This window comes from Leyella stercorea (assembly GCF_021531355.1).
Lineage (GTDB): Bacteria > Bacteroidota > Bacteroidia > Bacteroidales > Bacteroidaceae > Prevotella.
The window spans coordinates 14047-37678 of the sequence record NZ_JADYTS010000010.1; the positions used below are offsets into that span (position 1 = coordinate 14047).

Sequence of the window (23632 nt, forward strand, 5' to 3'; positions counted from 1 at the left end):
GGAAATGTTCCCCGTAGATAAATTTCAGGATACACGCACGCCGTTCTACTATTACGACACACAGCTTCTGCGTGAGACACTTCAGACCATAAAGGAAGAGAGTGGCAAGCATGCCAACTATCATGTTCATTATGCTGTCAAGGCTAATGCCAACCAGAAAATCCTGCGCATCATAAGCCAATACGGACTTGGTGCAGATTGTGTAAGTGGTGGCGAGATAAAGGCGGCACTTGAGGCTGGCTTTCCTGCCGACAGCATAGTATATGCTGGAGTAGGCAAGAGCGATTGGGAGATAGAACTCGGACTTCAGAACGATATCGCATGCTTCAATGTAGAGTCGATAGCCGAGCTTGAGGTGATTAACAAACTTGCACAAAAGCACGGCAAGAAGGCCCGTGTAGCGTTCCGTATCAATCCTAACATCGGAGCTCACACCCATGCCAACATTACTACCGGTCTTGCCGAGAACAAGTTCGGCATAGCCATGCAGGACATGGATAAGGTTATTGATGAGGCTCAGACGATAGATAATATTGAAGTTATCGGACTCCACTTTCATATTGGTTCTCAGATACTTGACATGGGTGACTTCAAGGCTTTGTGCAACCGTATCAACGACTTGCAGAACCAGTTGGCAAAGCGCAATGTATTTGTCCAGAACATAAATGTTGGTGGCGGATTGGGCGTTAGCTACGACAATCCCGACCGTGAGCCGATTCCCGACTTCAAGGAATACTTCAACACTTATGCCACACACTTGCGTCTGCGCGAAGACCAGCATCTGCACTTCGAACTCGGTCGTTCGGTAGTGGCACAATGTGGTTCGCTCATTACTCGTTTGCTCTACGTAAAGCAGGGTTCGTACAAGCAGTTTGCCATTGTTGACGCAGGAATGACCGACCTGATCCGTCCTGCCCTCTATCAGGCTCTGCACAAGATACAGAACATAAGTAGCGACAAGCCTAACGAGACATACGATGTAGTAGGTCCGATATGCGAGTCGAGCGACGTGTTTGCCAAAGCCATCGACCTCAACAAGTGTCATCGTGGCGATTTGCTTGCAATACGTTCTGCGGGAGCCTATGGCGAGATAATGGCAAGTGGTTACAACTGCCGTCCTTTGCCAGTAGGATACATTTCTGAAGAATTCAGATAAGATATGATAATTGATACAATATCAATAATTTCATGCATAATTATCACCGTGCTTTTGGTGGTGTCGGTCGTGGCCAATCCGTTCTTCCGCAAGACGGATGAGGCTGACGACTCAGACACTTCCAACTCTGTCAATGACAGCGACATGCCACGGCTTACAGTACTTGTGCTTGCCAATAACAACGCACAGGCTCTTGATGCCAATCTGTCCATCATCCTTACACAGGACTACGCTCCGGGCTACGAAGTGATAGTGGTAGGGGAGAAGGGCGATTTGCCAACAGAAGAGGTTGTCGAACAGTATGCTCATCGTGGTCATCTGTATGCTACGTACATTCCCCACCGCTTGCTCTTTATGAGCAAATCGAAGTTTGCTGTGGCTCTCGGCGTAAAGGCTGCACACAACGAGTGGATAGTTATGGTCAATGCCGAATGTCGTCCGCAGTCTGACGTGTGGCTCAAGACGCTTGCTTCACGTATGGACAGCGATGCCAATCTGGTTATGGGCTATAGCAACTACGATTCAGAGGCGCGTGGATATTACCGCTTTGCACGCTTGCGTACTATGTGTTATCTGTTACGTCGTGCAGTTGGCTCTATTGCCTATCGCACCAATGGCACCAACATAGCGTTCCGACGTTCGGAATTCATAGCTCAGGAAGGCTATCGAGGCAATCTGCAGCTTGTAAATGGCGAGTACGACTTCATCATCAACAAGTATGCCCAGCCAGGACAGACACGTGTAGTTACAGACGAGGACGCATGGATACGTGAAGACTGTCCTACTCCCAAGCAATGGCACGATCGTGACATCTGTTATGCTCATATACGCAAGTTCCTGAGCCGTTCGACAGCACCACGCATTCTGTTCAACTTCGACATGACTATGATGTACGCCAATTATGCAGCCCTGGCTGCTTCGATAGTTCTGTCAGCCGTGTCCCAACGATGGATATTGCTTGCTGTAACAGCTTTGTATCTTGTGCTGACAATCGTGTTGCGCTCGCTCATAGCCCGCAAGGTGTACGTTAGGTTTGGCGAGGACATACCCGCATGGCGTACGGTCTTCTACGAACTTTCCATAGTGTGGCGTCAGTTGTCAACCAACATACGCTATTCACGGGCGGACCAATACGATTTCACAACTCATAAATTATAATGAGAATAAAATACATCATACCATCCAAGCCAAGCCCCTCATACATCAACATCGAGATGTGGCAGATGCTGGTTCACGAACTTACAGTTTGTGATCAGGTAGATATTGTGGACATGTCACCCGACATTGTCCACATTTTTGGCATATGGAACTTACGGAATGTACGCCTTGTGGAGCAATATCGAAGCAAGGACATTCCCGTTGTGTTCACCTCGATAAATGGTATGCTTGGTATTGTGAATCGTGATGGATGTCGGGTCAAAAGCCCTAATATTGCATATGCAGTACGTCGTATTGTCCGTTCAGGTGCGGTTGTTCATGCCGGTGGACAGTTGGAGCAGACCTTCTTAAGTGGCATAACCAAGTCTTCCTGCATACATGTCATCACAAATGCTGCATTTACTTCTACCGTCTCTGTTGACGATATGGTAGCGTTGTTCCACTCGCTCTACGGTAGTGCGATACAGTCTAACGACACGGCCGTACGCAATCGTATAAGCCGCCAGATAGCAAAATACAACATCCAGGACAAGTCGATACATGATATATGTTCGCGTATTATGTATATCCGCCAGCGCTTCAAGATGCTCAACATACCGCAATCCGTACTTGACGAGACATCACAGGTAATGATTGGTAGCGACTACGACGAGAAATCCATGCGACATACTCTCGACGAAATGCATCTGTCTAAATTTGCCTCATACACCATGGCGTTGCTCGAATTCAACAGCAGCCTTACCGAAGGTTTCATGCCAATCGACAGTATTGACGGCAAAGTGGTGAGCTGCATGCAAAAGCTAATAATAAACTAACATAAAAGCAAGTTATACTAAAATGGCAAACATACATCCCCCTAAACAGCAGGACATGAAGTATCTTCATCTGTTGGCTCAGTCGTTTCCCAATATATCTGAGGCAAGCATGGAGATAATAAATCTTCAGGCCATTCTGCACCTCCCGAAAGGTACAGAACACTTTCTTGCTGACATTCATGGCGAGTACGAGGCGTTCCAGCACATCCTGAAGAATGCTTCGGGCAATATCCAGCGTAAGGTGAACGAACTGTTCGGCAACACCATGCGCGAGTCGGACATGAAGGAACTTTGCACCCTCATCTATTACCCCGACCAGAAACTCGAACTGATAAAGGCTGCCGAGCCTAACATCATCGACTGGTATCGTATCACTCTGCATCAGCTCGTCTCGGTATGCCGTCTTGTTGCGAGCAAATACACCCATTCCAAGGTGCGCAAGTCGTTGCCCCACGATTTCTCGTATATCATTCAGGAACTCCTGCATGAGCGTACCGACGATGCCAACAAGGCAGATTATGTAAACGTGATTATCGACACCATAATATCTACAGGTCGTGCCGACGACTTCATAGTTGCCATTTCAAATGTCATCCAGCGTCTGTCTATCGACCAGCTTCATATACTTGGCGACATTTACGACCGAGGTCCTGGTGCCCACATCATTATGGACACCCTATCGTCATATCATTCATGGGACATACAATGGGGCAATCACGACATTCTGTGGATGGGAGCCTTGGCAGGCAATCGAGCTTGCCAATGTAATGTCATCCGTCTGTCGTTGCGCTACGCCAATCTTGCCACCCTTGAAGAGGGCTACGGCATCAATCTTGTGCCGCTTGCCACATTCGCTATGGAGACCTATGGCGACGACCCCTGCGAGGAGTTTGTTCCAAAAATAGCGTCAGCCGACTCGGCACGCATCGACCAGAAGACAAGCCGCCTGGCTGCTCTTATGCACAAGGCTATTACCATCATACAGTTTAAGGAGGAGGCTACCATCATCAAGCGCAATCCTGCCTGGAATATGTCCGACCGTCTGTTGTTCAACAAGATAGACTATCAGAAGGGCACAATCCTTCTTGATGGCAAGGAGTATGAGCTCAAGAGCAACTCTTTCCCGACCATCGACCCTCGTCATCCCGACCGCCTCACGCCCGAGGAGAAGCAGCTTATGGACAAGCTAAACCACTCGTTCCAGGTGTCGGAGAAGCTGCACAAGCACATCCGTATGCTCCTTCAGCATGGTTGCATGTACGCCATATACAATAATAACCTGCTCTTCCATGCCTCCATTCCGCTTAATGCCGACGGCACTTTGAAGGAAGTGGAGATAGCTCCCGACATGAAGTGCTCGGGCAAGGAATTGCTATACAACATCGGTATGATGATACGTACGGCATTCCAGACCGACTCAAGCGCAGAGGAGCGAACCTACGCTACAGACTATTTCCTCTATCTGTGGTGTGGACCTGACAGCCCTCTGTTCGACAAGTCGAAGATGGCTACCTTCGAGCGCTACTTCATAGCCGACAAGGCGACACATAATGAGGAGAAGGGCAACTACTTCAAGTTGCGTGACGATGAGCAGATAGTCGACAATATAATGGACGCTTTCGGGGTGAAAGGCGAAAACCGTCATATCATCAACGGTCATGTGCCCGTACATGTGTGCAATGGCGAGAATCCTGTCAAGGCAAACGGCAAGCTCATGGTCATAGACGGAGGTTTCTCGCAGGCTTACCACAAGGAGACGGGCATAGCCGGATACACGCTTGTTTATCATAGCCGTGGATTTGTACTCGTACAGCACGAGCCGTTCACGTCAACCCTTGACGCCATACAGAAATGTACCGACATCAAGTCTACGACACAGATTGTCGAGATGTCTGCCCATCGTATGCGAGTAGCCGATACCGACATAGGCCGTGAGTTGTCCAAGCAGATCAACGACCTTCAGCAGTTGCTCTATGCCTACCGTCATGGATACATCAAGGAGGCTATGTCCAACAAATGATATAGGAAAACACACGGACAATTTAAATAGATACAATAATGATTAGAAGAGTCAGGATACAGGATGCTGCCGATATAGTGGCAATCTACAATCGCTATATAGCCGAAACGACTGTAACGTTCGAGATAGAGCCAATATCAGTCTGTGAGATGCGGAAGCGTATAAGCGACATAGCCTCCTCCTTCCCCTACTTCGTCTATGAAGATGAGGGTAGGGTAGCAGGCTATGCCTATGTACATCGATGGAAGGAGCGTGCTGCCTATGCTCACACCCTCGAAACCACCGTCTATCTCAATCCTGACATACGCCATTCGGGTATAGGTACAGCCTTGATGCAGCACATCATTAATGAGTGTCGCACTCAGGGCTACAAGGTGCTCATAGCCTGCATTACTGCCGAGAATAGCGATAGTATCGAGTTTCACAGGCACTTGGGCTTCACGCAGGCTTCACTCTTCCACAATGTAGGCGAGAAGTTCGGCCACTTTCTCGATGTCATAGATATGGAGTTGCAATTATAAAAGAAAACACAGCCCCTAAATAATAATTTCAGGAATAATAACAAATAAACTTTAATTATGAACAGAACCATCATTACAGTAATAGGAAAGGACACCAAGGGTATCATTGCTAAAGTGTGCACTTTTCTTGCTGAAAACAATGTCAACATCCTCGACATTTCGCAGACCATTGTGCAGGAGTATTTCAACATGATGATGATTGTAGACATGACCAAAATGCAGAAGCCTTTCGTTGAGGCTGCCGATGAACTCGCAAAGCTTGGTGAGGGCATAGGCGTCCAGGTAAAGTGCCAGCGCGAGGAGATATTTGATGTAATGCACAGAATCTAATCATACACAAAACTAATACGTCATGATAAATATCAATGAGGTTATCGAAACCAACAAGATGATAGAGAAGGAGAACTTCGACGTGCGCACCATCACTATGGGCATAAGCCTTATGGACTGCGTGAGCGACAATCTCCAGACTCTCTGCGACAATATATACAACAAGATAACACGTCTCGCCAAAGACCTCGTCAGCACAGGCGAGCAGATATCAAAGGAATTGGGTGTGCCTATCGTCAACAAGCGTATTGCCATCACTCCTATAGCTCTTGTGGGCGGTAATGCCTGCAAGACATCCGACGACTACGTGGAGCTTGCACGCACGCTCGACCGTGCTGCCAAGGCTGTAGGCGTAAACTTCCTTGGTGGCTACTCGGCTATCGTCTCGAAGGGAATGACTCATAGCGACGAGCTTATGATACGCTCCATCCCTAAGGCTCTTGCCGAGACCGACCTTATTTGCAGTTCGGTAAATATCGGTTCTACCAAGACAGGCATCAATATGGATGCCGTGCGTCTTATGGGCGACATCGTGCGCCAGACTGCCGAGGAGACCAAGGAGCGCATGTCCATAGGTTGCGCCAAGCTTGTTGTCCTGTGCAACGCTCCCGACGACAATCCGTTTATGGCTGGTGCCTTCCTCGGAGTGAGCGAGCCTGATGCTGTGGTAAGCGTGGGCGTGAGCGGACCTGGCGTTGTCAAGTATGCTCTCGAACAGGTACGTGGCGAGAACTTTGAGGTGCTTTGCGAGACCATCAAGCGCACAGCCTTCAAGATTACGCGTGTAGGCCAGCTTGTAGCCAAGGAGGCTTCACGCCGTCTTGGCGTTCCTTTCGGCATTATCGACCTCTCGCTTGCTCCAACTCCGGCTGTAGGCGATTCCGTTGCCGACATTCTTCGCGAGATAGGTCTTGAGCACCCGGGAGCACCAGGCACAACGGCTGCCCTTGCCTTGCTTAACGATCAGGTCAAGAAGGGTGGCATCATGGCTTCGTCTTACGTAGGCGGTCTTAGTGGCGCCTTCATACCTGTAAGCGAGGACCAGGGCATGATTGATGCCGTAGAGGCAGGTGCCCTTACCATCGAGAAGCTTGAGGCTATGACATGCGTCTGCTCCGTAGGTCTCGACATGATAGCCATCCCTGGCGACACTCCTTCTACAACAATAGCTGGTATTATTGCCGACGAGGCAGCCATCGGTATGATCAATCAGAAGACTACAGCCGTGCGCGTCATTCCTGCCATAGGCAAGAAGGTTGGTGACAAGGTAGACTTTGGCGGACTCTTGGGTTATGCTCCCATCATGCCTGTCAACACCTTCTCGTGCCAGCCGTTCGTAGACCGTGGTGGACGCATTCCGGCTCCAATCCACAGTTTCAAGAACTAACTCAAATAAAGATAAATATCTAAATGCTCAACAACAATACCATTTGCGCCATCGCTACCGCCCCTGGTGGTGCTATTGGCATTATTCGTATCTCAGGCTCCGAAGCCATCAGTATAGCCGACAGGATTTTCCGTCCTGTCGGCTCAACTCTTTCTTTGTCCGAGCACAAGGCTTACACTCTTGCTTTCGGCAATATTGTCAACGCCAATAACGACGTGGTCGACGAGGTGCTTGTGTCCATATTCCGCGCGCCTCATTCGTATACCGGCGAGGACTCCGTAGAGATTTCGTGCCATGGCTCAGCCTATGTGCTTCAGCAGGTTATGCTCCTGCTCACAGAGAATGGTTGCACTCCAGCCGGACCTGGCGAGTTCACCCAACGTGCCTTCCTTAATGGCAAGATGGACCTCTCGCAGGCTGAAGCCGTTGCCGACCTTATCAGCTCTACCAACAAGGCTACGCACGACATGGCTATGAGCCAACTCAAGGGCCACTTCAGCAACGAGCTTGCCGACCTCCGTGCCCATCTGCTTAAGCTGACATCATTATTGGAACTGGAACTCGACTTCTCCGACCATGAGGAACTGGAGTTTGCCGACCGTTCCGAACTCTACACCCTTGCTACCGACATCCATAAGCGTCTCCGCTCGCTTGCACGTTCCTTTGAGGTGGGCAACGCCTTGAAAAACGGCATTCCTGTGGCTATTGTCGGCAACACCAACGTAGGAAAGAGCACGCTCCTCAATCATCTGCTGCATGAGGATAAGGCTATTGTGAGTGATGTACACGGCACGACAAGAGATTTCATCGAGGACACAACCGTCATCAATGGCATACAGTTCCGTTTTGTCGATACGGCAGGCATCCGCGATACCGATGATGTTGTTGAGAATATAGGTATAGAGCGCACTTATCAGAAGATGCAGGAGGCCAAGATTGTGCTTTGGCTTATCGACAAGCAGCCTGAAGCTTCCGAAATCGAGGATATGAAAGAGCGTGTAGCAGGCAAGAAGCTCATCATCGTACGCAACAAGATTGACCTCACCAACCCGTCGTTGGATAATTCCTTATCGGCGAAGCCGACAATTCAACAACTCTTTATCGGCGAAGCCGACAATTCAACATTCAACACTCAACATTCAACACTCCCCATAGTGGACATTAGCGCCAAGTACGGCACCAATATCCCTGAGCTTGAACAGCTTATAGTAGAGGCGACCGACATCCCCCAGATCTCCGAAAGCGACATAGTCATAACATCCGTACGTCATTACTCAGCACTCCTGCATGCCGACGAAAGCCTGCAACGTGTCATCGACTCCATGAATCTCGGACTAAGTGGTGACTTACTTGCAGAAGACCTCCGTATGGTGATTGATAGCCTTGCAGAAATTACAGGCGAAGAGCGAATCACCCCGCAAGAAACGCTAAACTCAATATTTAGCTCGTACTGCATCGGGAAGTAGAACTATAGGTATGTCATTTCGACCTTTTATATATACTAACTATGCACAGAACAATAACAAAACAACAAACAACAATATAGAGATTTTCAATAAGCAAGGATTTGTTGAAGGACGTGTGTTTGGTACTTTTTGATGCCGAAGTGTTTTGACTAAACGTTGACAAGCTGTCTATGGTGTTTGATTTATGCATCAATATGTTATGTTTTACGCTTGAATATTTCGCACCGAATATCTTTATAGAGGGTTTTTCGGCTGGCGTAATGTAAGGCTTGTTATTGTTGAAAAAAGATATCGAACAGCTGTCGAAAGACCAAAATACAGAATCGTTAGTGTGGCACAATAAATATGAAAGATTGCCGAAATAGCGGCTGTTGATGTCTATGCGCAGCACTTCTGACTCCTCGGAAGAAGACTTTGTACTCTTACACGAAAAGCATAAGAGCGCAAAAAATATTAGTAACAATTGCTTTATATACACATATATTATATATTAGCATATTCCTTGGTAGTGTAAACTGAACTGTGTTACGGCTCTGTTTACACTACCGATATCCATGTTTTTTGTCATCAGAATCATTCATCGTTAATGCTAATAAGTTTGCCTTCTTTCTCCAATGCGTGCCATATTGAGTAGCGTGCTTCAGGATTAATATGTTCAATCTCTTCAAACACTCTTCGCATATCTGTACGGTTTGATTGTTTCTCGTAAGGGCAGGTCTTAATTTGCTTTTCATATCTACACAACTCTGCGTATTCTTGGATGTTACTCTCTTTTATTAGGCACAATGGACGTATGATGGTGAGTGGCATCTTGTCCATTTGCATAACAGCCGGCATTGTGGAGAAAGAACCTTGATAGAATTGGTTGAGCATAGCTGTGTGGATTATGTCATCCATGTGATGACCGAGGGCTATCTTGTTGAAGTCAGCTTCCTGAGCGTAGTGGAACAGGGCTTTCCGACGATGCCACGAGCATAGGAAGCAGGCAGGTTTGTCTGATTTTTTTGTATCATCAAATTCTGTATTGATGATATGTAGTTTCACTCCATGTTCGCTTGCAAATCTTTCCAAATATGAAGTGTCCGACTCGTAATGTATGTTTTTCATGCGTACATGTACAGCTTCTACTTCTATTTTGGGCTTGAAGATACGTTGACGACGTGCGAGCATCTCAAGCAAGCACAACGAATCCTTACCTCCCGACAATCCTATGAGAATACGGTCGCCGTCAGCGAGCATAGAATAGTCGGTGAGAGCTTTTTGAAACTGCTTATAGAGCTGATGGTTAAGAATTTGTTCGAGAGTTCTCATGTCTTGTTTACTTAAACACAAGGTAGACGGCTGCAATGATAAATACAAATGCTAACAGGTGGTTCCATTTCAATGTTTCGCCTTGGAACATAATATTGGCAATGAGTGCGAATACAATAAGACTGATGCACTCTTGCACCACTTTCAACTGAACGAGCGAAAACGGACCTCCATTGCCTTGAAAACCTATACGGTTGGCTGGTACCTGACAACAATACTCAAAGAAAGCTATTCCCCATGAAAATGCTATAACACCTATCAATGGCCAATGGCTTGACACACCTGTCTGCTGAAGCTTCAAATGACCATACCATGCTAAAGTCATGAATATGTTAGAGAGAATAAGTAAAATAATGGTGTAGAATCCTGACATATTAGTTTTTTTATAAAAGCCCCACTTCCAGCCCATCCACGCAGGGAGGAGAGATTTTTCTGTAATCAGTACATATTACTCCCCTCCCTGCAGGGGAGGGGTCGGGGTAGGGCTTCGTTTTTATTAATTTATTATCCTTTCAATCTCTCGTCCATGGCTGCAGCCGCTCTGCGACCGTCACCCATAGCGAGGATAACTGTTGCTCCTCCGCGTACGATATCGCCACCGGCGAATATCTCTGGGCGTGAGCTTTGCATCTGTTCGTTAACAGCTATAGTGTTCTTTCTACCGAGTTCAAGTCCCTTGATAGAGTTTGGTACAAGTGGGTTGGGCGAAACGCCTACAGCTACGATCACCTGGTCTACCTCTATAGTTACGGTCTTGCCTTCTACTGGCACTGGCTTGCAGCGTCCGCTTGCGTCCGGCTCACCCAATTCCATTACCTGAAGTACGGCAGCCTTTACAGCTCCCTTCTCGTCTGCGATATATTCTATCGGGTTGTGCAGTGTGAGGAAGTTGATTCCCTCCTCCTTTGCGTGCTTCACCTCCTCAAGACGTGCTGGCATCTCTGCCTCTGAGCGACGGTATACGAGTGTCACATCACCGCCCAGACGCTTTGCTGTACGGCAAGAGTCCATTGCCGTATTGCCACCGCCTACTACAAGCACATGTTTGCCAATGTTGATAGGCGTATCGGCGAGAGGATTGGCTGCATCCATAAGGTTCACACGTGTCAGATATTCGTTCGACGACATGATGTTCAGAGCATTCTCGCCCTTAATACCCATGAAGTTAGGCAATCCGGCACCCGAACCAACGAATATTCCCTTGAAGCCTTCTGCCTCAAGCTGGTCGGTGGTGATTGTCTTGCCGATGATACAGTCGGTGGTGAATATTACGCCCATCTTCTTCAGATTCTCTATCTCTACGTCAACGATGCGGTTTGGCAGACGGAACTCTGGAATACCATATTTCAGCACACCGCCAATCTCGTGCAGTGCCTCGAATACATGCACCTCGTAGCCCTTCTTCACCATGTCGCCGGCAAAGCTCAATCCCGAAGGACCGCTACCTACTACAGCCACCTTAATTCCGTTCTTTGGTGCCATGTCGGGTATGGCGATGTTGCCACTCTCACGTTCAAAGTCGGCAGCAAAACGCTCCAGATAACCGATAGCTACAGCAGGTTCGTTCATCTTCAGATGGATACACTTGCTTTCGCACTGTTTCTCCTGCGGGCAAACACGGCCACATACGGCTGGTAGGGCAGAGGTGCTCTTCAGTACCTTGGCTGCAGCGAGGAATTGTCCGCGCTCGATGTTCTTGATGAATGATGGGATGTTGATGTTTACCGGACAACCTTCAACACATGCTGGCTTACCACAGTCGAGGCAGCGATGTGCCTCGCGTACAGCCATTTCCTTGGTCAGGCCTTTATTCACTTCCTCGGTACGTGTTGTTGCACGATATACGGGGTCGAGTTCAGGCATCTGCACACGCTCTATTGCCTTGCGTTCGGCAGGCTTCATGGCTGCGCGCAATTCCTTACGCCATTCAGCGTCGCGGTCGGTGAGTTGTTCTATTGTCTCATTGGTAGGTTCTACGTCCATGCAAGTGGCGCATCCCTTGGTCTCTTCCTTTTTCTCTATGCCACGCAGATGCTCTTCGTAGTGCTCCATCTCCTCGCGCTCAGCGTCGCGGAATGTGCCCATACGCTTGAACATTTCGTCCCAGTCTACAAGCGCTCCGTCAAACTCAGGTCCGTCGATGCACACAAACTTGGTCTTGCCTCCAATCGAGAGGCGGCAAGCACCGCACATACCGGTACCGTCGACCATAATAGTGTTCAATGAAACTTCAACAGGGATGTTATATTTCTGTGCCATGAGGCAGCTGAACTTCATCATGATAGGAGGACCAATTGCAAAAACCTTGTCAACGTGCTCTTCCTGATTGATGAATTTCTCGATACCTACAGTTACTACGCCCTTTTCGCCGTACGATCCGTCATCGGTCATGATGATGAGTTCGTCGCTGCTCTGGCGTACCTCATCCTCAAGTATTACGAGGTCCTTGCTACGTCCGGCAATAACTGACAATACACGGTTGCCTGCAGCCTTCAATGCGCGGATAATAGGAAGCATCGGAGCTACGCCAACGCCACCACCTGCACACACTACAGTGCCGAAGTTTTCTATGTGGGTAGGATTGCCGAGAGGACCAACTACGTCAGTGATGTAGTCGCCTTCATTAAGACTGCACAACTTTGTCGACGAAAGACCTACCTTCTGCACAACAATGGTTATCGTGCCGCGCTCAATGTCTGCATCAGCAATGGTCAGAGGCACACGCTCGCCATTCTCACCAACACGTACAATGATGAAATTGCCTGCCTTGCGACTCTTTGCTATCAATGGGGCTTCAATCTCAAAAAGATAAACCTTCTCTGAGAACTGTTTTTTCAGTACGATTTTGTTCATGTGTAGTAATGTTATTGTTTTAAGTTAGGTTTGATAAAAGGGTATTAGTAATAATGTATAGAAGTTAATGAAGTGAAGGAGTCAGAATAAGTCTGACTCCTCTCTTTCTTTATTTTTGTCTGCAGAATTTGTTTCTGCTAATTAGAAATTCTTGTCGTCGAGCATGTCGAATCCGCAGTAAGGAACGAGTACCTTCGGTACACGGATGCCTTCCGGAGTCTGGTTGTTCTCGATGATGGCAGCTACTATACGCGGGAGAGCGAGAGCCGAACCGTTCAGAGTGTGGCACAACTCAATCTTTCTTGTCTCTGCGTTGCGGTAGCGGCAGTGCAGGCGGTTTGCCTGGTAGCTCTCGAAGTTAGATACTGAAGAAACCTCGAGCCAACGCTTCTGGGCTGCGCTCCATACCTCAAAGTCGTAGCAGATAGCAGATGTGAAACTCATGTCGCCACCGCACAGACGGAGAATGTGATACGGAAGCTCAAGCTTTTTGAGCAGACCCTCTACGTGTACAAGCATCTCGTCGAGCGACTGGTATGAGTGCTCAGGCTTGTCGATGCGTACAATCTCTACCTTGTCAAACTGGTGCAGACGGTTCAGTCCGCGTACGTCCTTGCCGTATGAGCCAGCCTCACGACGGAAGCAGGCTGAGTAGGCGCAACGCTTGATAGGCAGATCCTTCTCGTCGAGAATCTCGTCGCGGAAGATGTTTGTTACTGGTACCTCAGCAGTAGGGATAAGGTAGAGGTTGTCGAGCTGACACTGGTACATCTGAGCCTCCTTGTCGGGAAGCTGGCCTGTGCCGTAGCCTGAAGCCTCATTTACAACGTACGGTGGCTGTACCTCAAGATAGCCGCTCTTGCGAGCCTCTTCAAGGAAGAATGCCTCAAGTGCGCGCTGCAGACGAGCCATTTTGCCGATATAGATAGGGAATCCGGCACCTGTAATCTTCACACCGAGGTCGAAGTCGATGAGGTTGAACTTCTTGCAAAGGTCCCAGTGGCAGAGTGCGTCCTCTGGAAGGTTTGGCATTTCGCCGCCTTCCTTTACCACTACGTTGTCGCTTGCGTCCTTGCCTTCAGGCACGTCGTCGTTAGGTATATTTGGAATGGTGCAGAGCTTGGCAATAAGGTCTTTCTCGGCCTGTGCCTTAGTCTCTTCCAATGCCTTGTTTCCTTCCTTTATTGCTGCAACCTTAGCCTTTATTTCGTCGGCCTCCTGCTTGTTGCCCTGCTTCATGAGAGCACCAATCTGAGCTGCCATCTTCTTGGCTTCTGAAAGGTTTCTGTCAAGTTCCTGCTGTGTCTCGCGACGACGCTTGTCAATAGCGAGAACTTCGTTGACGGCTTCTTCTGCGCCTGCAAAGTGCTTCTTGTTCAAGCCTTTGATAACACGTTCAGTTTCCTCACTGATGAGTTTAAGTGTAAGCATATGCTAAATAGTTAAATATTAATATGCGTTGTGTATGTTATAATTCTATTCGAGATACAAAATTACACAAAAAAATCTTTTACGGCAATATTTAACTCTTGTTTTTTATAAAAGCATTAATCCCAATCTTCAAGTTGCATGAAGATTGGGATTAATATGTTTGTTTGGAATAGTTTTTTATTTTAATTAAGCCTCAGCTTCGGGTATTACGGAAACAGTGCTCTTGTCGTTGCGACCCTTGCGGAAGTTAACGATACCGTCAACCAATGCATAGAGAGTGTCGTCCTTGCCAATACCTACATTCAAGCCTGGGTTGTGCTTTGTACCACGCTGGCGAACGATGATGTTGCCTGCGATGCACTTCTGGCCACCCCAGATCTTAACGCCTAATCTTTGAGAAGCTGATTCACGTCCGTTCTTAGAACTACCTACACCTTTTTTATGTGCCATTTCTTGTTCCTCCTAAAATTTAAGCGATTACCTCTTTGATTGCTATCTCTGTGAACTGCTCACGGTGACCGTTCTTCTTGCGATAGTCCTTGCGGCGCTTCATCTTGAAGACGATAACCTTGTCACCCTTAACGAGGGGATTTACAACTTCACATACAACTTTTGCACCTTCTACGGCAGGTGCACCTACCTGTACTGAACCTTCATTGTCAACAAGCAGTACCTTGTTGAATTCAACAGTCTGGCCTTCCTGAGCGTCCTTGATGTGGTGAACGAAGAGCTTCTTGCCCTGCTCTGCCTTAAACTGCTGACCGTTAATCTCTACGATTGCGTACATTTAAAAAATAATATAAACGGGTTTTTCCGAGAGGCGAACAACGTCGTGCTGTTACTTTTTCGAGCCTCGGCGGATTAAATCGGCTGCAAAGGTACTAATATTTTGTGTACCATAAAAATGCAGCCGATCGTTTTTTGTAAAGTTTAACAAATTTACAACTTCTTGAATACGTTCTTCATCTGCTCACCCAGTCCTATAGTGTATCCTTGTGATGAGAACACTACGCGGTTGAAGGTGTCGGCTATGATGAACATTGGCATCTGTGTCTTGCTCTGCAGTTTCATTTCGCGTGCTATCTGCTCGCGTATACTTCCGTCCTTGTCGATGGCATACTGAACTGTCGATGGCAGCGAACCGAATTCGTCCTTTTGGAACTTCTTGGCGTCGGCTTCGCTCTCAAAGAGCAGCACTACCGGGCGGCCCCAAGCTTCGAATGCAGCGCGTTCTTTCTCTATGTCATGCAGTGCGTGGTTGGTTGGCTCCTGACCCACGCCAAGTACGGCGAGAATATAGTATCCGCGACCGGTCTGCGAGAGAATGCTCACGTCCTTACCGTCTTTGTTGATTATCGACTCTGAGTTGAACTGACCTATTACGCTGATGTCGTTGGCATCTTGGCGTATGTCGAGCGGTAGGGTAGTGGTCTTGCCTTTCTCAATGTTGAAGACGCGTGTCGATGCCAGTACGCTGCCGCTTGCCAGTCGAGTGCCGGTAGTCAGGATGTATGTGCCGGTGTCAAACGAGTAGCCGTTCTTGAACGTGTTGCTCCAGCATGTGCCGTTGCCCATGTCTGCCTGGCCTTCTTCAAAATTCATCAGCTGTGGCGAGCCGTTCACAATACGGCTGATGGTGAAGTGGTTGTAATACTTCGGGTCGTCGAGGAATGCTGACGGCTCGTATGTGAGTACGAGTTTTCCGGTTGGGGCTGTTGCCTGCTCCTTCGACTCAAACTTCACGTCCATCCACTTTCCGTCTTTCTTATATTGTACTTTGCCAGTTACCGCATCCTTGCGGGCTTCAATGCCAAGGCTACGTGCTACGTCAACAAAGAATATGTCGCGTGAGCGTTCGTCGGTGGTCTTCGACTCCATCACGCCCACTGGTGTCTGTGCTATGTGAAGGGCGTTGGCTTCGGGTGCTATGCGCAGGTTCTTGTTTATCCAAGCAACAAGCGTTGTTGGGTCCTTACGGAACATTTCGGCTGTCTTGCCAGCAAATGCCTTCTCGAAGTAGTTCTTGAACGGTATCGAGATCATCTCGTCTTCAACACGTGGCGACAGCTGGTTGGTCTTGGCTGTGAAGTTGTCTTCGAGTATTTCGGTCGGGATGTCGCGCAGGTCCTTGTCGCTCAGTGTGGCGAGTATACCGAGTGCGCGTGCCTCATTGTCCTTGTAGCGTGCCAGGAAGTCGATGATAGTCTGCTTGTTGCCACGCGCTTTGACGAGGTATTCCGCTGCTCGTGGATTTATCTTCTCTGCCTGCTCCTTTGTGAGGAATGTAGCCGTGTAGGCTTTGCGTATTGAGTCTTCGTGGGCAAATCGGCGGTTATTCTCCTTTCGCATTTCGTCGCTTACGTACGGAGTCTTCGCGTTCTCAGCAGGAGGCACGATGTTGAATGTTTCCTCATCGAACGATTGTTTTGCCTTGTCTGTCAGCATACTGTGGTTGAGGGTTATTGTCACAGTGTTGTCCTTGCCGAACGAGGCCTTGCTGTATCCGTATTTTCCATCCTTCGAAGCCCAAATAAGCAAGTCGCCCTTGCCTGCCGAGAGTGATGTGCGGCCCTGGTCGTCGGTCTGCTTTGCTACGGCAGTGTAAAACTCGGCGTAGTTGTATATCTTAAACTCCACCTTTGCACCGCTTACCGGTTTTCCCTCAGTGTCTTTCACTACGAATTTCACTTCTGCGGTTGGCGCATAGTTTGAAGTGAGGTTTATTTCGGTGAAGTTGTTTGTGCGCAACAATACTTCCTCCGGTCCGTTGTAGTTGCCAAAGGCGCGAGTGTGCATCAGCATGGCTCGTGAGGCAGGGGCGTTAAACCATCCGAGGTTTAGTACTGGCTCTGGCTCACATGCTCCGATGAAATACCATTTGCCATCAGCCCAAGCTTCTACCCATGCGTGGTTGTCGTCGGTGTGTGCCCAACGCGGTGTATAAACCTGACGTGCTGGAATGCCCATGGCTCTCAGTGCAGCTACGGCAAATGTACTTTGTTCGCCGCAGCGTCCGGTTGCTGTGCGCAATGTCTGCAATGGCGACGAAGTGCGTGCATCGGCTGGCTGATAAGTCACTTTCTCATGACACCAGTGGTTTATCTCAAGTATAGCGTCGTGCATCGAGAGATTCTTGATGCGGTCCTTCAGTTCTTTGTAGAAGTAGGCTCTTGATGCGTCAAGTGGTTCATTGTTTACTCTTATTGGCAGCACGAAGTGGCGGAACAGCAGTTCGGGCACGTTCTTGCCCCATGCCATTTCGTTGCGTGCCTTGAACGACAGGCGTACGTTGTCGGCAAAGAATGAAGTGGGGTAGTCGGTAACGTCAGCCAATGGCATGTAGGCGTACAGGAATTTCAGAGCTTCCTGCTCGTCGGCTGTCAGTTTCTCCTTCTGTGTGTTGTAGAATTTCTTGCCTACGGTCTTTATGCGTTGGTTGAACAGGCTCTCCATACCGGCTTTATAGCTGTTGTCGGTGATGAAGTTGCCCTGCGCGCCCGCTGTTAGTGTTAGTGCAAGTAATGAGGCTGAGATTAGGATTTTTTTCATGTGGTTTATTGTTATATGTGAAAATAGGAGGGTGCGGCATCCATTAGCCGGCCCTCCTAAGTATTCTATTGTTCAGGGTTCTTTACAAGTCTATCTTCTGTACTCGGCGCTCGTGGCGACCGCCTTCAAACGGTGTCTTGAAGAATTCGTCCATGATTTTCTCGGCTGTTTTATTGTCGATAAATCGTCCTGGCATTACGAGCACGTTGGCATCGTTGTGCTGGCGTGTCAAGCCTGCTATTTCTGGTGTCCATACCAAAGCTGCACGTACACCCTTGTGCTTGTTGAGTGTCATTGCCATACCCTCGCCGCTACCGCAGATGCCGATGCCTGGATATACGTCACCCTTAGTGATTGCCTCGCCCAATGAGTGAGCGAAGTCGGGATAGTCACAGCTCATATCGCTGTATGTGCCGTAGTCCTTAAACGGTATGTTGTGGCTCTCGAGATATTCTACAACAAACTTCTTCAATGCGTATCCTGCGTGGTCGCATGCAATGCCTACTGTCTTGATTTCCATAGTTATTAGTTTTATTTGTTAGACAAAAAGTTCTTTACTTCCTTGTATACGTTCTCTGCATTGAATCCGAGCTTCTCGTCAAGCACTTTGTAAGGTGCTGAGAATCCGAACGACTCCATGCCGTAAACCTTACCGTTGGCTCCAACAAGGCTCTGCAGTGTTACGGGCAGACCGGCTGTCATACCGAAAATCTTGGCTCCGGCAGGCAGGATGCTCTCCTGATACTCCTTGCTCTGTGTGCGGAACAGTCCCTCTGAAGGAACACTCACGATACGAATCTTAATGCCGTCCTTGCGGAGCAGTTCGGCACCTGCTACGAGTGTAGAAACCTCCGAACCAGAAGCGAGCAATATAACGTCGAAGTCGGCGTCAGAGCCTTCAACTACGTATGCACCCTTGCGTGCCTGCTCGTAGTCGTTGCCCTCTGGCAGAGATGTTATGTTCTGGCGAGAGAAGATGAGTGCAGTAGGAGTAGACATGTTCTCCATAGCCATCTTCCAGCATACAGTAGCCTCGTCAACGTCAGCCGGACGGAATACACGTACTGAGTCTTCGCCCTTGTGGTTCTTGAGCTTCTCCATGAGGCGAATCTGTGCCTCCTGCTCTACTGGCTCGTGTGTAGGTCCGTCTTCGCCTACGCGGAATGCGTCGTGAGTCCAGATGAACTTGATAGGTACGCGCATGAGGGCTGCCATACGGATAGCTGGCTTCATGTAGTCAGAGAACACGAAGAATGTTCCGCAAGCTGGAATCACACCGCCGTGCAGATACATACCGATGCAGACGCAAGCCATGGTGAGCTCCGATACACCAGCCTGGAAGAAGGCGCCTGTGAAGTCGTCAGCCTGAAGGTTGTGTGTATGCTTGAGGAATCCGTCGGTCTTGTCGCTGTTGCAGAGGTCGGCCGATGAAACCACCATGTTGTCTACCTGCTCCGACAATACGCCGAGACAAGCTGCCGAGGCGGCACGTGTTGCAGCGTCGCGCTTCTGTACCAGCTGGCTCCAGTCCACCTTAGGAGCGTTGCCCGAGAACCAGTCGGCCATCTTGGCAGCCAATTCAGGGTTCTGCTTGCGCCATTCTGCTTCCTCAGCGTGGCGTGCCTTTACAATCTCACGCAATTCTGCGTTACGGTTGGCATACAGTTCCTTCACGTCGTCAAACACTACGAACGGGTTCTCAACGTCGCCGCCGAGGTTCTTTACTGTATTTGTATATGCGTCGCCACCGAGTGGTGCACCGTGGGTCTTAACGTTATGCTCATAGCTTGAACCGTCGTCCTTGCGTGCTCCCTTAGCCATGATTGTGTGGCCGATGATGAGTGTAGGACGCTCTGTCTCCTTGTTAGCAAGAATCAATGCTGCGCGAATCTCGTCGGGGTCGTTACCATTGATTTCCAGTACATTCCATCCCCACGACTCATACTTCATGCGTGTGTTCTCGTTCATTACGACGTTGCATTCAGTAGAGAGCTGAATCTCGTTGGCGTCGTAGAACATGATGAGGTTGTTGAGCTTCAGCAAGCCGGCAATACGGCCTGCGCCCTGCGAAACTTCCTCCTGCACACCACCGTCTGAGATGTATGCGTAAATCTTGTGCTGCATCATGGTCTTGCCAAGACGAGCCTCAAGGAATTTTTCGGCAATGGCTGCACCTACAGCGTATGTGTGACCCTGTCCGAGCGGACCTGATGTGTTCTCGATGCCGTGCATGATGTCACGCTCAGGGTGTCCTGGACAAACCGAACCCCACTGACGGAATGTCTTCAGCTCGTCGATGGTGAATTTGCCCTGCAATGCAAGGGCAGAATAGAGCATAGGAGACATGTGACCTGGATCCAGATAGAAGCGGTCGCGGCCCTCCCAAGCGGGCTGGTCGGGGTCGAATACTAAAAACTCTGAGAAAAGGACATTTATGAAGTCGGCGCCGCCCATGGCTCCGCCGGGATGTCCAGATTTTGCTTTTTCTACCATTGACACGGCGAGCAGACGTATGTTGTCAGCTGCAAGATTCATCAATTCCTTGTTGTTCATATTTATTAGATGTTTAACTTATTCTTAATATAATAGTGCAAAGGCTGTTTCTATAATAATGCAAAGATAGTGTAATTTGTGCGCACTACAAAATTAAAATCGAAAAAAGTTTGTCTTAATTATATGTAACAGGCAAAAATAAGTGTACTAATGAACGTGTATATAAACAAAAAACATAGACTGTCTCACGACAACCTATGCTTTCTTAACCTTAATAATCTAATACCATGAAAAACACATTGCAAAGTTAGCTTTATTTTCTATACTTGGCAAGTGTTTTTGTTGCATATTAATGATTATATAACATTATTTAATGATTTGCGTCCGTTATTTTCATTTATTTTATAACGGTCCACTTTTTTGTTATATAAAAATGCTACCGACTTGATATACAAGCGCTGACACTATCCAGGCAAGGCACGTGGTGTATGCTGCAGCAAATGCAGCCCAGCGCCATGAACCCGTTTCGCCCTTTATTGCCGCTATTGTTGCTATGCAGGGGAAGTAGAGCAGTACGAATAGCAGGAAGCAATAGGCGGTAAGTGGTGTTATTCCGTCGGCTGTCATCTGGCTGTACAGATGTGAGTAGGCTTGCTCGCTGCCTTCTTCGGCTGCGTCGTCGCTGTGGTAGAGTATTCCCATTGTCGATGCTACAATCTCCTTGGCTCCTACTCCCGAAATCAGTCCTACGTCCAATTTCCAGTCAAATCCCTGGGCTTTGAACACGGGCTCTATAGCATGTCCAATCATTCCGATGTAGCTCTGCTCCTGTTGCTGCTCGCGTGTCAGGTTCTCGTTGTGCGGAAAATATCCCAATGCCCACACCACGATACTTGCCACGAGTATTATACCGCCCATCTTCTTCAGGTATTCCTTGCCCTTCTGCCATGTGTGGCGTGCAATGGCCTTGGCTGTGGGGAATCGGTAGGGTGGTAGTTCCATTACAAACGGAGTGTCCTCGCCCTTGAACAGGGTCTTGCTGAACAGGCGGCTCATTATCACTGCCATGATAATACCTATTACATATAGCGACATCATTATCGACGAGCGATACTGCGGGGCGAACATCGTGCCTATAATCATTATATATATAGGGAATCGTGCCGAGCAACTCATGAGTGGCAATATGAGCATCGTGATGAGTCGTGAGCGACGGCTTTCTATGGTGCGTGTTGCCATTACGGCTGGTACGTTACATCCGAATCCCATAATCAGCGGTATGAACGACTTGCCGTGCAGTCCCATTTTGTGCATCAGTTTATCCATGATGAAGGCTGCGCGCGACATGTAGCCGCTGTCTTCCATAAACGATATGAAGAAGTAGAGTATGAGTATCTGCGGCAGGAATACGATTACCGAACCCACACCGCCTATTACGCCGTCTACAAGCATGTCTTTTATCGGACCGTCCATCATGCGCTCTGAGATGACCGAGCCAATCCAGTCCACTCCCGACTCAATCCATCCCATAGGATACTGTCCTAACGAGAAGGTTGCTTCAAACATCACCCACAGCATCAGTATGAAGATAGGGAATCCTACGTATTTGTTGGTTATAATGCTGTCTATGAGGTGCGTCACCTGGTATGTGTCCCGTTCGGTTCCAGTCTTATATCCTGTCTCTTGCAGCGCGCCGTGTATGAATCCGTATTTAGCATCCATTATGGCTGTCTCGCTGTCCTCGTGGGTGTATTTCATCACGTCGGCCATGGCTTTGTCGCGGGCTGCGATTATTGCCTCCGGGTGTGCCGTCGTGGCCTTTATCAGCTGTTCGGTGTCTTTGTCTTTCTCCAGCAGTTTTATTGCAAGATAACGGGTCGAGTATTTGTGGCGCAGTCCCTCTTCCTTCTTTATCTCGCCCTGAATGGCTTTTATACCTTCTTCTATATAGGTGCCGTGGTTGATGTGTATGTGTCTGAACACATTATGCTTTGGCTTCACACCTGAGGCAAAGTCTTCCTCATGGTCGGGCTGTCCCTTCTCGCTCTTGCTATACTGTTCGTGCCATTGCTTTATGCCCTCTGCCACCTCAGGGTCGAGATTGCCGTTGGCATCCAGAAAGTCCAGTCCCTCATACATGTTAATAATAATGTGGAAAAGCAGTTCCACACCTCTGCCTGTGGTGAATGTAGTAGGAATCATCGGCACGCCGAACAGTTCGCCGAGTTTGGCGTAGTCTACATTGTCGCCACGCTTCTCCGTCTCGTCAAACATGTTGAGTGCGCACACCATACGCAGGTGCATGTCTATGAGCTGTGTGGTGAGGTATAGATTGCGCTCCAGATTGCTTGTGTCGATAACGTTGATTATTACGTCGGGCGTATGTTCGATAATCTGTTTTCTAACATACAGCTCTTCGGGCGAGTATGCCGACAGCGAGTAGGTGCCTGGCAGGTCTACGATGTTAAATTCGTAGCCCTCGAACGTAGCGTGTCCCACCTTCGCGTCTACAGTAACGCCCGAGTAGTTGCCTACACGCTCGTGTGCACCGCTTGCAAAGTTGAAGAGCGAGGTCTTGCCGCAGTTCGGATTGCCCACGAGTGCCACGTTTATTGTGCGGCGCTTCTTCATGGCAGCATCACGAAGCTGCGAGTCTGTCAATGTGTCCGTGTTTTCCGTTTCGTTGCTGTTGTCGTCGTCGGTTTCGGTGGGAAATTCCACCTGTGGAGTTGTGCTTTTCTCTATGGCAGCCGCCTCTTCGGTCGATATTATTTCAATCATTTCGGCCTCTGAGCGTCTTAACGACACCTCGTAGCCCATGATTTTATATTTTACAGGGTCCTGAAGTGGGGCATTCTGCAATACGTCCACTACTTTTCCCTTGATGAATCCCATTTCAACTATGCGCTTACGGAAACCTCCGTGTCCCATGACTTTTACGATGACACCGCGTTCGCCAGTTTTTAAATCTGATAGTTTCATTTCTGTTATTTATTTTTTACTTGAAACGCAAAATTACATATAAATAATGATACGTTGCATTATTTTTCGACTTCATTTTTGCAAAATACCTAAAAATAATGAGTACGCATATTGTATTAGCAATAAAAAGTCCTTTTTTAATAATTATAAAGCATTCAAA

18 protein-coding genes are annotated in these 23632 nt (G+C 48.4%); 8 read left to right on the forward strand and 10 right to left on the reverse strand.

Going from position 1 to position 23632, the window contains the following annotated elements; all coding sequences use genetic code 11:
- Positions 1-4: 4 nt before the first annotated feature.
- Genes lysA through mnmE form a run of 8 tightly spaced genes read left to right on the forward strand, consistent with a single transcriptional unit; the run spans position 5 to position 8853 of the window.
- Positions 5-1156 (forward strand): diaminopimelate decarboxylase, encoded by a 1152-nt coding sequence (lysA, locus tag I6E38_RS04235; protein WP_235392844.1) that lies wholly within the window; start codon positions 5-7, stop codon positions 1154-1156.
- A gap of 3 nt (positions 1157-1159) precedes the next feature.
- Positions 1160-2314 carry a glycosyltransferase gene (locus I6E38_RS04240; protein WP_235392845.1) on the forward strand — a complete coding sequence of 385 codons (1155 nt, stop codon included), beginning with the start codon at positions 1160-1162 and terminating at the stop codon, positions 2312-2314.
- Positions 2314-3129, forward strand: a complete 816-nt coding sequence (locus I6E38_RS04245) for a hypothetical protein (protein WP_235392846.1) — start codon at positions 2314-2316, stop codon at positions 3127-3129. The genes I6E38_RS04240 and I6E38_RS04245 overlap by 1 nt, the downstream gene beginning before the upstream one ends.
- Positions 3130-3151: 22 nt before the next feature.
- On the forward strand, positions 3152-5149 hold the full coding sequence (locus I6E38_RS04250) for a fructose-1,6-bisphosphatase (protein WP_235392847.1): 1998 nt from the start codon (positions 3152-3154) through the stop codon (positions 5147-5149).
- Between the two features lie 38 nt (positions 5150-5187).
- Complete coding sequence (locus I6E38_RS04255) at positions 5188-5670, forward strand: GNAT family N-acetyltransferase (protein WP_235392848.1); 483 nt, start codon at positions 5188-5190, stop codon at positions 5668-5670.
- Between the two features lie 57 nt (positions 5671-5727).
- Positions 5728-6000 carry an ACT domain-containing protein gene (locus tag I6E38_RS04260; RefSeq protein ID WP_235392849.1) on the forward strand — a complete coding sequence of 91 codons (273 nt, stop codon included), beginning with the start codon at positions 5728-5730 and terminating at the stop codon, positions 5998-6000.
- 22 nt (positions 6001-6022) lie between these two features.
- The gene (locus tag I6E38_RS04265; RefSeq protein WP_235392850.1) at positions 6023-7387 is read left to right on the forward strand and encodes a PFL family protein; all 1365 of its coding nucleotides are present in this window, start codon (positions 6023-6025) and stop codon (positions 7385-7387) included.
- A 23-nt stretch (positions 7388-7410) separates the two neighbouring features.
- Positions 7411-8853 (forward strand): tRNA uridine-5-carboxymethylaminomethyl(34) synthesis GTPase MnmE, encoded by a 1443-nt coding sequence (gene mnmE / locus I6E38_RS04270; RefSeq protein ID WP_235392851.1) that lies wholly within the window; start codon positions 7411-7413, stop codon positions 8851-8853.
- 573 nt (positions 8854-9426) lie between these two features.
- Here the strand turns inward: mnmE and I6E38_RS04275 are convergent.
- The 10 genes from I6E38_RS04275 to feoB all read right to left on the reverse strand — a co-directional run bounded on the left by I6E38_RS04275 (position 9427) and on the right by feoB (position 23472).
- Complete coding sequence (locus I6E38_RS04275) at positions 9427-10164, reverse strand: tRNA 2-thiocytidine biosynthesis TtcA family protein (protein WP_235392852.1); 738 nt, start codon at positions 10162-10164, stop codon at positions 9427-9429.
- Positions 10165-10171: 7 nt separating this feature from the next.
- Entirely contained in the window at positions 10172-10537 is a 366-nt protein-coding gene (locus I6E38_RS04280) for a DMT family protein (protein WP_235392853.1), read from the reverse strand.
- 131 nt (positions 10538-10668) lie between these two features.
- Positions 10669-13017: a bifunctional dihydroorotate dehydrogenase B NAD binding subunit/NADPH-dependent glutamate synthase gene (locus tag I6E38_RS04285; RefSeq protein WP_235392854.1), complete on the reverse strand. Its 2349-nt coding sequence runs from the start codon at positions 13015-13017 to the stop codon at positions 10669-10671.
- Positions 13018-13158: 141 nt separating this feature from the next.
- Positions 13159-14448 carry a serine--tRNA ligase gene (serS, locus tag I6E38_RS04290; RefSeq protein WP_235392855.1) on the reverse strand — a complete coding sequence of 430 codons (1290 nt, stop codon included), beginning with the start codon at positions 14446-14448 and terminating at the stop codon, positions 13159-13161.
- 186 nt (positions 14449-14634) lie between these two features.
- On the reverse strand, positions 14635-14898 hold the full coding sequence (gene rpmA, locus I6E38_RS04295; protein ID WP_094879804.1) for a 50S ribosomal protein L27: 264 nt from the start codon (positions 14896-14898) through the stop codon (positions 14635-14637).
- Positions 14899-14917: 19 nt separating this feature from the next.
- Entirely contained in the window at positions 14918-15235 is a 318-nt protein-coding gene (gene rplU / locus I6E38_RS04300) for a 50S ribosomal protein L21 (protein ID WP_235392856.1), read from the reverse strand.
- Between the two features lie 152 nt (positions 15236-15387).
- The gene (locus I6E38_RS04305) at positions 15388-17997 is read right to left on the reverse strand and encodes a transglutaminase-like domain-containing protein (RefSeq protein WP_235392857.1); all 2610 of its coding nucleotides are present in this window, start codon (positions 17995-17997) and stop codon (positions 15388-15390) included.
- A gap of 82 nt (positions 17998-18079) precedes the next feature.
- On the reverse strand, positions 18080-18517 hold the full coding sequence (rpiB, locus tag I6E38_RS04310; protein WP_235392858.1) for a ribose 5-phosphate isomerase B: 438 nt from the start codon (positions 18515-18517) through the stop codon (positions 18080-18082).
- Between the two features lie 11 nt (positions 18518-18528).
- Complete coding sequence (locus I6E38_RS04315; RefSeq protein WP_235392859.1) at positions 18529-20550, reverse strand: transketolase family protein; 2022 nt, start codon at positions 20548-20550, stop codon at positions 18529-18531.
- 363 nt (positions 20551-20913) lie between these two features.
- Complete coding sequence (gene feoB / locus I6E38_RS04320; RefSeq protein ID WP_235392860.1) at positions 20914-23472, reverse strand: ferrous iron transport protein B; 2559 nt, start codon at positions 23470-23472, stop codon at positions 20914-20916.
- Between the last annotated feature and the right edge of the window lie 160 nt (positions 23473-23632).